General features: G+C 59.9%; 8 protein-coding genes and 2 pseudogenes. 7 read left to right on the forward strand and 3 right to left on the reverse strand.

Annotated features, from left to right (window positions below; all coding sequences use genetic code 11):
- Positions 1–291: 291 nt before the first annotated feature.
- Positions 292–1407 carry a LysR family transcriptional regulator gene (locus VW35_RS00455; RefSeq protein ID WP_046141055.1) on the reverse strand — a complete coding sequence of 372 codons (1116 nt, stop codon included), beginning with the start codon at positions 1405–1407 and terminating at the stop codon, positions 292–294.
- A gap of 39 nt (positions 1408–1446) precedes the next feature.
- On the opposite strand from VW35_RS00455, the gene VW35_RS00460 reads away from it, so the two are divergent.
- The 3 genes and pseudogenes from VW35_RS00460 (at position 1447) to VW35_RS20840 (ending at position 4445) form a co-directional block, all read left to right on the forward strand.
- Positions 1447–2331: a hypothetical protein gene (locus VW35_RS00460; RefSeq protein WP_161796828.1), complete on the forward strand. Its 885-nt coding sequence runs from the start codon at positions 1447–1449 to the stop codon at positions 2329–2331.
- Between the two features lie 48 nt (positions 2332–2379).
- Positions 2380–3684, forward strand: a complete 1305-nt coding sequence (gene nuoF / locus VW35_RS00465; protein WP_046141057.1) for an NADH-quinone oxidoreductase subunit NuoF — start codon at positions 2380–2382, stop codon at positions 3682–3684.
- A gap of 145 nt (positions 3685–3829) precedes the next feature.
- Positions 3830–4445 (forward strand): annotated as a pseudogene (locus tag VW35_RS20840) (tyrosine-type recombinase/integrase).
- 258 nt (positions 4446–4703) lie between these two features.
- Here VW35_RS20840 and VW35_RS00470 read toward each other — a convergent pair.
- A complete protein-coding gene (locus VW35_RS00470; protein WP_046141058.1) occupies positions 4704–4910 on the reverse strand; it encodes an alpha/beta fold hydrolase in 207 nt (68 codons plus the stop codon).
- Positions 4911–5749: 839 nt separating this feature from the next.
- On the reverse strand, positions 5750–6118 hold the full coding sequence (locus VW35_RS21430; RefSeq protein WP_161796829.1) for a hypothetical protein: 369 nt from the start codon (positions 6116–6118) through the stop codon (positions 5750–5752).
- On the opposite strand from VW35_RS21430, the gene VW35_RS20320 reads away from it, so the two are divergent.
- The 4 genes and pseudogenes from VW35_RS20320 to VW35_RS21880 all read left to right on the forward strand — a co-directional run.
- On the forward strand, positions 6098–9730 hold the full coding sequence (locus VW35_RS20320; protein WP_161796830.1) for a PIN domain-containing protein: 3633 nt from the start codon (positions 6098–6100) through the stop codon (positions 9728–9730). The genes VW35_RS21430 and VW35_RS20320 overlap by 21 nt on opposite strands.
- Before the next feature lie 82 nt (positions 9731–9812).
- Complete coding sequence (locus VW35_RS00480) at positions 9813–10253, forward strand: hypothetical protein (RefSeq protein ID WP_046141059.1); 441 nt, start codon at positions 9813–9815, stop codon at positions 10251–10253.
- A 499-nt stretch (positions 10254–10752) separates the two neighbouring features.
- The gene (locus tag VW35_RS00490) at positions 10753–11295 is read left to right on the forward strand and encodes a hypothetical protein (protein WP_046141061.1); all 543 of its coding nucleotides are present in this window, start codon (positions 10753–10755) and stop codon (positions 11293–11295) included.
- Between the two features lie 270 nt (positions 11296–11565).
- Positions 11566–11739: pseudogene (locus tag VW35_RS21880) on the forward strand (IS5/IS1182 family transposase); the annotation flags it as partial.

Here is an 11739-nt window from a genome sequence, read left to right on the forward strand (position 1 = left end):
GGTTGTCAGCCCTGTCAGGTTGCTGGAGTCGGGGATGTCTAGCCACGCGTTACACCAGTTCGGGTCAATTCATGCATAACGACCGCGACCACTTTATCAAATTGACGCCGATGTACGGCCGCAATCAAGAGGCGCCGTACCTCTTTTCGCTTCCGGTCCAGCTTCTGGTGTACCTACCGTTACTCACCGGCAAAGGGCAGATCGAGACCATAGCAGACAGACGGCTATTGGAGGTGGCCACGACTAAGCCGCAACGGGGTCATGAGCAGCTTGGCAGGAACACGCCCCATTTCAGTCATTCCAGCGCCCTCGGCGGCTTCCTAAAAGCTGCCCTGCCTCCTGCAACCCAAACTCCGCCAATATCCAGTTGACTGTCTTGTTCACCGGCCCATCCGCGCGATGCTGTTCTGCCCAGGACATGAACAGATGCTGCCCCGAGCTTTCTGGTTCGCGCCAGATTTCCAACAATCGACCTGATTCCAGATCGTCCGCCATCATATGCACCGGAGCGATGGCGACGCCGTGACCGTTGATTGCCGCATCCAATGCCAGAGCCGATCGGTCGAAATTCAACAGGCCACCTTTTGCCTGGTGCGCGCCTGGACCAATCAGGCGCTCCCACCGCCGATGCGCGTCCTGCAGAAGCGGCAAAGACAGCATCGCCTCAAAGTCCATCGGACTATCGGGCCTGCGAAGTTGCGGACTGCAAACAGCAACCAGTTGCAGCGCCGTGAGGCGCTCCACGTGTTGGCCAGGAGCGTGTTGAGGCGTCCTGTCCGGCCATATTGCGATCTCGTTCCGACCGAGGGCGCGCTGGAGGAATCCCTCATGAACCTCCGTCGTGATCGCAACGTGTGGGACCTGCCGGGTGAAGCGTTTCAGTCGAGGCATCAACCAGCGGGACGCGAATGACGGCCCGAGGTGCAACACGACCTGGCTCTGGCCACGCTCGAGGTTGGCGTTGGCGGTGGTGAGGATAGAAAGCGCCGCATCGACGGCGTCCTGGTATCTTTCGCCATTCTCGGTGAGGCGCACCCCCCGGGCCTGTCGCTCGAACAATGCGACGCCCAGTTCGCCTTCCAACTGCTTTATACGTTGAGACACCGCGCCGTGGGAGATACTCAGGGCCTCTGCAGCGCGCTGGAAACTGCTGTGTCTCGCGACGACGGCGAAGATGCGCACCGCGTTCAGATTGATATTGCGCGACATATGGGCCCTAGCCGTTAGATTTTCTATTGGCTCGTACAGTTTTGCTGCTTTGTCAATTGCTTCGCGCTCTGCGATCAAACCCTTGCCGTTGACCGATAGCAACGACAGTCCGAAGCAGGAGGCGACAGCGTGACAATGACCATTCGACCGGCAGCCATGCACGACTTGGAGCCGATAGCGGACCTGCTGCTCGCCCATGCCAAAGCGCGGGAGGCAGCGGACCCCGCGCTGTAGAAATTGGAAAGCGAACCGCGTCAAAGCATCCTGTCGGCAGTGCAAACCTCGATGGAGGCAGGGGAGGACCGATGGCTGGTCGGTGAAACCGGAGCGAACATCATTGGCGTCACGCACGCCATGCATCTGCCGGTCCCGCCCATTTATGCTGGCGACTTCGGAGTTCCGGGCCTGCTCATGGAAGATTGCTGCATTTCGGTCGACGCGCCACCCTCAACTCGAACTGACCTACTGAAGGCAGCAGAGGCCGACCTAGTTCAATCAGGCACCCGGATGGTGCTCGGCACGAGCGTTGTAGGCGGCGACTGGGCAGAGGACTATGCTCAGCAGGGCTATGAGCCCGTAACTCTTTATTTCTCGAGGGCCGGGCTGCGTGACGCCACCAGCAGCTCTGATGTCCGTCAGGCCGATGCGAGCGATGTGGCCGACATTGTCAGCGCAAGTGCGGTCAACCGCCAGATCTTGCAACACCTGAACCCGCGCTTCTGGCGCCCTCACCCCGAGGCGGACGATCGCTTCGGACGCTGGATGCAGCACAGCCTGACCTTATCGGACCGAGACATGTTCGTCTCGCTTGGCGATGGTGAGTTCCGAGGCTATGCCATCTCGCAACCGGCAACGCGTCTGCATTTCCCCAGCCCTCATGACATTTCGTCCACGGGGGTGATCGACGATTATTTTCACCAGACCATAGCAAACCCCGAAGGCCCATCGCCGCGTTGGGCAGACGGTCATGCGCTGCTGGAAGCGGCAGAAATGGCCCGCCAGAAGCGCGGAAATAGCGCCGTCCTGGTCGTTTGTCCTGCGGCCTGGAGGACCAAGATCGCGCTGCTCGAAGAGGCCGGCTACCGCAAGGCAATCACCTGGTTCGTCAAGATTTTCACCTGACGACAACGGATCTCCGCGCCAACCGACCATCGAACATTGGGTGCCGATATGCTCGCCGACGAGGACCGAATTTTCACCAACCTCTATGGCCATCACGACTGGACCCTGGAGGGCGCGCGTCAGCGTGGCGCCTGGATGGGAACTCGTGAATTCATCGATGCGGGCCGAAATTGGATAACCAGCGAGGTCAAGGCTTCGGGACTGCGCGGGCGTGGCGGCGGCGGCTTCCCCACCGGCCTCAAATGGACGTTCATGCCACCCGAAAACCCTGATCGGCCAAATTATCTGTTGGTCAATGCCGACGAATCCGAACCCGGCACCTGCAAGGACCGAGAAATTCTGCGCCACGATCCGCACCATCTCGTCGAGGGCTGCCTGCTCGCAGGCCGCGCGATCGATGCACACCTTGCCTTCGTCTACATTCGTGGCGAATTCGTGCGCGAGCGACAGCGATTTGAAGCGACGGTCGAGCAGGCCTATGACGCCAGACTTATTGGCAAGAACAATCTCCACGGCTGGGACTTCGACATTGCCGTTCACCACGGCGCGGGCGCTTACATCTGTGGTGAGGAAACCGCGCTGATGGAATCGCTCGAAGGCAAGAAGGGCCAGCCACGCCTACGGCCACCCTTTCTAGCCAATGTCGGCGTCTATGGCAATCCGACCACGATCAACAATGCAGAATCCATCGCGGTGGTGCCCGAGATTCTTCGCCGCTCGGGCGCATGGTTCAGTTCGCTTGGTCGTCCAAACAACGCCGGAACCAAGCTTTTCTGCGTTTCCGGTCACATCAACAGGCCTGCCGTCTTCGAGGAGGAAATGGGGGTGTCCTTCGAGGAGATGATCGAGAAACATTGTGGCGGGGTCCGTGGCGGCTGGGACAATCTGCTGGCGGTCATCCCTGGGGGCGGATCGATGCCTTGCGTCCCCGGGGATAGAATCCGCAACGCCTATATGGATTATGACGGCATGCGCGAGGTCGGCTCCTCGCTGGGCAGCGCGGCTGCCATCGTCATGGATAAGTCGACCGACATCATTCGGGCGATCTGGCGGCTCAGCGCCTTTTACAAGCACGAAAGCTGCGGGCAGTGCACGCCGTGCCGGGAGGGGACAGGCTGGATCGAGCGCATAATGGCGCGGATGGTGGAAGGACGGGCGCAGAAACGAGAAATCGACATGTTGTTCGAGGTCACCAAGCAGATCGAAGGTCACACAATTTGCGGCCTCGGCGAAGCGGCGTCCTGGCCGGTGCAAGGCCTGATCAGAAACTTCCGTCATGTGATTGAGGATCGGATCGACAGCTATACCTTCCGCTCCGACGACGACGTGGTGCCAACCTTCGCTGCCGAGTAACGGCCACCCAGGCTGCCTGCCAGACCAAGTCCGCCTAAGAGCGCCGCTGCGTAAAAGCTGATATCGATCTGGAGTCGGCATTCGCCATCTGAGACCCTGCCACAATCGTTTCTTCCTCGGCCGCTTCGGCCACAGGAGAAATGTAATGGGTATCTCAAAATATGACCCTGCCGCTAAAGGGAGGCCTGCTTGGAACGCCGGTAAGCAGGTCGGCGCCAAACGTGCTCTGAAAATCAGACAGATATGGTCGATCCGCTTCTTTCTGGATCGGGAAGGTCGAATGCGGGATCGAGCGCTGTTCGACCTCGCGCTCGACAGCAAACTTCGAGGCTGTGACCTAGTGAAAATCAAGATCGGCAGTCTTGTGGCAGGACCAACCATTCGGTCGCGGTCGATGGTGATCCAGCAGAAGACGGGAAGACCAGTTCAGTTTGAGATCACCGCCGATACAAGGGCCAGTTTATTCGCCTGGCTCGAACGCCGAGGTGGCAGTGTCGATGATTTCGCATTCCCGAGCCGCGTCCATCCCGACGACCATCTAAGCACGCGGCAGAGAGTGGGTAACTGCTATCGGTCTTGCACCAGAGGAATATGGGACCCATTCGCTGCGTCGAACCAAGGCGTCGCTCATCTACAAGGCCACGGGAAATTTGCGGGCCATTCAAATTCTGCTTGGTCACAGCAAGATCGCGAACACAGTTCGCTACCTCGGCGTAGACGTCGACAACGCCCTATCGCTTTCCGAGGCAACGGAAATCTGACTCCCAACCTCTTCGTCGGCGGTGGTTTCAAGACCGTCGGCGAAGCGCCCCCGTTCCGCCGTTGAGAGTTGGATCTCGACAACCCGAAACCTGCCGTTGCGATTACGGCGAGTCAGTTCCAATCAGGATCAGAGAATGCGGCGGTCGACCTCTTGGGACTGATGGCAGTAGCTGTTTATGTGGCTGGCCTTCATAGTTGTCGCCTGCGGCGGACCACTCCACCCTTAGTCGTACCAGGGTGGAGTGAGCGTTCCGGGATCAGATGGCGTTCTGCCGCGCCAGCCAACCTAAGATCGCCAGATTGGTTTCCTCCGGCATTTCCTCCTGGATCCAGTGACCACAATCGAGGCTGATAACCTCCACGTTGGGCACGAAGTCCGCAAGGTTCTCCGCCTGGGGGATCACGTCTCGTTCGCCATAGATCATGAGGGCTGGTTGACGGATGATTGGGTCCACCTCGCCCATCAGCGCCGACGCGTGCGGTTCGAGGACTATGTCCGCCCGGTTCGTAATCTCTCTCGCTAGGCTGCCATCGCGAGGTGCGGTGCGCGGCTTCGATGCGCCCCATTTCAGTCATTTCAAATGGGGGTTGGATTGCCTGAGAGCTGCCGTAAGGGGCCTCCTGAGACAGGGCATCCTTGCTAGGGCATTCGGCGGCCCGACCAACCCCGTGGCAGCACTGGCGTAAACACCACTTGGTCAGGTGTCATCCCTTGCTTGAGCCGAAAATAGAACACGGTCTCGCTCACGCCTCTTGATGCCGCAACCGGCCAAGCCAATCGACCGTCAGCAAGGTAGGTTGAAAGCTTAAGCGACGGACGTTGTGGCGGCGATTTCCTCTGGCGAGGTGGAGCCGGATAAGTTGCCGCTTTCTCAGCCGACCAACGAATGCTGAGTCGACTGTAGAAGACCTCAATCGTTACGCCGTTGGCTTCAGCCACCGGCCACGCTAGCCGACCGTCGTTCATCACGACCGAAAAGTGAGGAAGTCGAGGATCGTCAAAGGGGCCAGTCACTGCTCATTTCCTGTGATTTGATCTCCACGGCGTGTGGCATCGATATTCGTGGATCAGTATCGCAGGTAGCAAGGGCCAGGGCAGCGCTTCGCAAATGCACCCCATTTCTGCCTTTCGTAGGCAATGGAGAAATTCCAAAACTGCCAGTTCCGGTTCATGCCGATCCTCTGAAACAGATCGAGTAGGCCAAACCGCTTATTCCGTTGAAAGCATTCGCAACCGGGTAAGAAGACTTGGCGGGAGTGTGTCAGATATTCTAACTTTGTTCTCATTGTAAATTCAGAGAACTCAATGGTTTCGCCAGCAGAGATCCAGCACACGCGTTTGAAGGGGGAGTTGGTCTTCCAAAGCTTCTGCCTCGATCTCTTCAGGCGCTATTGGAAGGACGACGAGGCTCAGGCGCATGGCCGCAGCGGTCAACGGCAGCACGGCGCCGATATTACCGGGCAGGATAACCGGAACGGATTCCAGAATGCCGCAGTGCAGTGCAAGGCGAGCGAGACCGACGACCCCAGGCAGCTCTCCGTTCAGGAGCTGATCGACGAGGTAGAGCTGGCCAAGGGGTTCGTACCGAAACTTGATAGCTTCATCGTCGCTTATGGCGGCAGTCGCGATGCCGAACTGCAGCGCAAGGCCATGGAGATCACCGCCGAGCACGCTAAGACCGGCCTGTTCAAAGTGACCGTCTGGTCGTGGGACGACATCATCGCGCGCGCTCTCGACTACCCCGAGGTCATCCAGAAGCTGCTGGTTCACAACGAGGTGCCAACGGTCACTGCGCTGGACCCGAAAAGGCCTAAGGGAGACATTCGCCAAGAGCTCGAAGCGGCGATGCTCAACACGCTCGCCAAGTTCAACAACGAGGTTCCTGTCGATCCGGCCAAGACTGGCGATCCTGTCCTCGACGCCCAACTCGACCTTTTCCGCGATCAACTCCGAGCCGGCAACGGTCGAATGATGCTTCAGCCGCTTCGCGACTTCGTCGCTGGGTTGCCCGAGGGCGCCAGCGCCCGGGCGCGATTCAGGTCCTATGCCAACCTTGGCGCTGCACTGGCTCAGTCGGACGATATCGAGGGTGCTGCCATTGCCTTCGACAGTGCTGCCGAGGCGGTGGCCGGGACTGCCGATGGCCATACCTACAGGGCTCGGGCGGCCTACCTGCGCGGGAACCGAGATCTGGCGTTCCGTGAAGCCTCCGAGGCCATGCGATTGGGCCCCGACCGTTTGGCCTGCACGATATATCTCGAATCGGCTCCGGAACCAGTCGACCCCGAAGCGCTGGAGAAGGACGTGGCGAACTTCATCGACGAAGTCGATGTCGCCTCGTCCATGGCCCGTCACTATGCCGCGCAGGGCCGCCACGTAGACGCCATTCGCGTCGCCCGCGGCATAGCGGTGCAGGATTGGCAGAAGGACAGCGTCCTGGCCGTCGCGTTGATCGCTCAGTTCGAAGACAACAGCGCCATCCGCATCGGGGCCCCGATGACGGCAGCGCAACAGCTCCAACTCGACGAAGCAAGGGTGCTGCTCGAACGAGCGTGGTCGAAGGTGGTCCAGAGGTCGGACAGGGCCACGTGGTGCCACGTCGGCGCCAATCTTTGCTCGGTCTACCGGTTGCTGTCGCTCGAGGAGAAGGCGGACGATCTGGCTCTGCAGGTCTATGCCATCGATCCCCGTGCTCCAACTATAGCTCAGCGCGCTGCCTTGGCTCACATGAGGAAATCCGATTTTGAGCAGGCGCAGGCCGTACTCGAGGCCGTGCTGCCGGACGCCGATGCGGCCCTCAAGCTTCTCGCAGGCAATGTTGCGGTATCTCGAGCGGACTGGCCCAAAGCGGATGGGTTGGCGGAACAGGCATTTCGGGCGGTTGACGACGACGACAAGGCGAACGCTGCGGAGTTGATGATTTACGTCAGGATGCGACGAGGCGATCCGCTTGCCGATCTGCTTTCGCTCGCCGACCGGCTGCGGCCGCAGTTCTCTGCCAGCATAGGCTTCGAGAGCCGCGTCGCAGAAGTCGCGCGTCGCAGCGGCGACGCTACCGCTGTTTCTGCCGCCGAGAGCCGACTGAAGGCGTTCGGACCGATCGAGGCTCTGGACCCGCTGCAACGATTCCTCCTTGCCGATGCCTCGGCCGACGCAGGCAACTGGACCTACGCCGCCGACCTGCTCGAAGGTCTCCACACGATCGATAGACCTTCCGAGATACTCAAGCGCCGCCTTTTCGCTCTATATCGCGCAGACCGAAGGCCGGAGGCTCGGGCACTTTTCGAGACTTTGCGGGACCAAGCGCTCGAATCCGTCGAGCTGCTTCGCCTCGGCGCCGCCATTTACGAACGCTCAGGCATGCTCAAGGAGGCTCTGCAGCAGTTGAATACTGCCATGGGCCTCGACAGGGAGGATCTCGGCTCTAGGCTCGACTGGGTCCGTCTTTCTGCGCGGAGCGGCAATCCGGTCGTGGTCGAGCGGTGGGCGAAGCGCGCGAGCTTCCCCGCGAGCGGCGATCCCCTCGAGCTCATGGAGCTCGCGCAGATGTTCGACCATTTTGGGCAGCGTAGAAAAGCCCTTCAATTGGGCTATCGGACCCTTCGGGCGCACTGGGGAGCCTCCGAGCGGTTGCACATGGGGTATATGGGGCTGTTCCTAATCCGATCGCGTTCGGAAGCGTTTCTGCAGCCCAGTATTGTGGGCGAGGACTGCGTCGTTTTCGTCAAGGATGACAATGGCGGCGCTCGAAGCTATCGCATCGAAGCCGGTGCGGCCCCTTCGCAGGAGGTTCTGTCGCCCGAGCACCCCTTTGCGAGGAAACTGCTCGGCAAGGCGGTCGGCGACACCGTGGTCCTCGAGGCCGGCATCGGACAGGATACCTCCTGGACCATCGTGGAGATCAAGCACAAGTACCTGGATCTCTTCCATCAGGCCTTCGAGCTCCATGGAACGCTGTTTCCGAACAGCCGGGCCATCGGCAAATTCCATGTCGATCCGAACGATCAGGACAGCTTCGAGCCGGTGTTCGAGCAGGCGAGATCGCGAAGCAGGCAGGTCGACAACGCCGTTCAGCTCTACCGGACGACGATCATGCCGATCGATGGCATCGCCGCCATGCTGGGCACGGATGCAATCGATGCGTCGCGTGGCCTCAGGTTCCGATCCGGCATGGATCTCGACGTCTGCATCGGAGAGTTCGAGGAGAGGGAAATTGCTCTGCGCGCGGTCGAGGCCGGCGGGCGCATACTGGTCGACGTTCTTACTATTTCGATATGGGAGGAACTCGGCGTGCTGGAGGACCTCGTCCGCATGGGCGTCCGGCCATGCGTCGTGCAGTCGACGATCGACGCTTTGGCGCAGCGGGTTCAGGACGCACAGATTAACATTGGTCAGACCGGTGGCAGCCTCGAGGCCAGGGACGACAAGATCTACTTCACCGAGTCCACCCGAGCCCAGCGACAGGAGTATGCCGCGGCGCAGCAGGCCGTTCTTGACTGGGTTCGGCAGAACGCGGATCTGGTGCCCACCGAGCCGTTCAAGAACGAGCTTTTGGCAGCTGCCACCGAACTATTGTCGCACTCAACGCTGGACACGTTGACCACCGCTTTGGCCACGGATGTGTTGTTGGTCATGGAAGATCGGCGTGCTCGCCAAATTGCGCAATCGATCGGATTGGCCAGGACGACCTGGACGCAACCGCTGCTGCTAAAATACCAGCATGACGGCTCGCTCTCGAGAGATAGGTACGTCGAGCTTCTGGCCAGAATGGTGCGGCAGAAGATCGGTTTCGTGGCGATCCGGACCGAGGATGTCGAGCAGGCCGCCGCGTTGGGCGTCGACGCTGCCGATTTCCAGACGCTTTGCGAAAGTGTGATGCGGCCCAATGTCGACATCGTCTCGCTGGTCCAGGTCGTTGCGGATTTCATCGCGCGTCCCTGGTTGGACGGCGTTCCCGCCGACCCAAGATTTGCCAGCGTCTTTTTGAACCTGGCGCTCAGCCGACGGGACGGGTTCCGGGCTTTCGGCGGCATAATTCGGAAGGTTGCCCGCAACATCGAGACGATGGGATATCCCCAAGGGCTGCTGTCTCGAATATGGAAGGACTACGCCGAGAATTTCATCGAAGGCCATTTCATCAGGGATGCCTTGAGGTCTGTCGCGCCGCCAGCTCGAAACGTCCCTCGGCGGCGGAGACGAGTGTCTCCGCAAATGGACGGACGACCAGACAATCAGGCGCCCCGATCCTTCCGCGGCAACAGCCGCCGTCGTCGACGGAAGTGATCGCGTCGCCCCAAACTCCTGACGAAACTTGATTTCCTTCAATGCCTGAGCTTTGTCTTCGGGGGCGATTTCGGGGGCAGAGTTGGGAAAGCGCAATATCACCGACGAGGAGATCGGCCTGATCAAGGCTATGCTGAAACGAGGTATGCGCAATGACGAGGCGCATTTCCATTTCAATAGGCAGGACCGGCTGATCAGTCCGGGGCGCATCGCGCAGATCAAGAGCGGAAAGTATGGGGGCGATGTCGCCATCGCCAACGACACCGCTCTCGACCAATTTCTTGCAGAGTCCCAGCAGCGATCTGGTGCGCCCGCCAAGGCCGCCAGGCTGTCAGGGCCGGATTGGGGCGAAACGTTCGAAGCCGATGGTGGTGGAGGTTTTCGCGTCCGTGGCGGCGAGACCGACACGGTCGAATGCAAATTGTCGTTTCGCATGAACCCCAATCGCTTCGCCGAAGTGGTAAAGTCCATCGCCGGCATGGCCAACAACAAGGGCGGCATGATCCCTTTTCGGGGTACGTGATGGCAGCCTGCTGGTCGAGGGGTTGGTCGACTACGAGTTCGAGAAGACGGATCCCGCGGCCATCAATCGAGCGCTCGCAAGTTCGCTTGATCCCGTACCTCACATCACGAAATCCGCTATCAGGATCGATGGAAAGTACGTGGGCATCTTGACTGTCGAACCTCACGCCAACGCCCCAATTATCGCACTGAAGATGTTAGGGCAGGACGTCAAGGAAGGCTGCATCTACTATCGCTATGTCGGGGAGACCAGGACCATCAAGCCGGGCGAGTTGAGGCATCTCTCGCCATACGCGAGCAGCGGGCCGTCGCCGAATTCTCAAGACGCATGATGGGCGTAGCAACGGGTGCGCAGGCCACCCTGGATCTCGAAACGGGCGAGGTGAAGGGATCGGCAGGCGCCTTCGTAATCGACGAGACTTTATTGCCTCAGCTCCAGTTCATACGGGAAGGGGACTTCAGCGAGGTCCCTGGGGCGCCGGCTTTGCGACTGGTCGGCGATGTTCAGCCCATTGACAGGGAAGCCAAGGGAGAAGGCGCGCATCATTCGCGACGCAGTGACGCCGGACGCGGTGGTCCGAAACTTCCTCAAGGGCGAGAAGGTGGCGGAGCCATTGCAGTACGTCCATGCGCAGGCGCACTTCCAGCGCAAATGGCTGCCTATCTGGTACTATGCGCGCAGCACCGGCATATCCACGGACCACTTGGTCGAAGATCTGCGGTCTATGGTGGCAACGCACCCGTCGAGTCGCAATGCCGTCGTCCATAGGCTGCGTAAGACAGCGACGGCATACAAGATCCATCCGGGCAAGTCCGTTGCTCTTCTTGCAAAGATCATGGCTGGCGAGGACGTCGCTGCCAGCACCCCGAGCGAAAGGGTAGCGCTTAGCAACGCGATCATGGGATTGCCAAATGGGTTCGAACGCGCCGAGGCCCTCAAGCCTGTGGTGCTGGAGATGCTCGACCGAACAGTGGAAGGGTCGGCAGTGAGAAGCGCGATATACCGAGCCGCATGCAGGCTCGACGAACTCCAGTTCGGGTAGGGCGCCCACCCAAAATCTCGGAGGGTTCGGAGCAGCCTAACGTCAATGAGTTTCAGACGCCCAGTTTGTGATTGTTCAGCAATTTTTGGGTAAAACGATATTTGCCTTACTAATCCAGAAAGGAGATCGGCCTCCACTGGCCTGTATCGCCGACGAACTGGTGTCTGCTTCTGAATGTGCCTCACCAAAAGCCGTCAGTCCGCTACCGGCCCGAGGCTGTGTGAAAACCCCCGATTGTGGTATGATCTGGCACTGCTTCGGAGGTGCCAGATGGGCGGTTTCGTTGAAGGCGCTGACCGTCATCAGGCGAGCTTCCTGCCGGCGTGTCTTGAGGACTATGTCGAGGCGGATAATCCGGTCCGCATCATCGATGCGTTCGTCGATGAACTCGATCTGGCCAAGCTCGGCTTTGAGCGTGTTCAGCCCGCAGCGACCGGCAGACCT

It is taken from the genome of Devosia soli (assembly GCF_000970455.1).
Lineage (GTDB): Bacteria > Pseudomonadota > Alphaproteobacteria > Rhizobiales > Devosiaceae > Devosia > Devosia soli.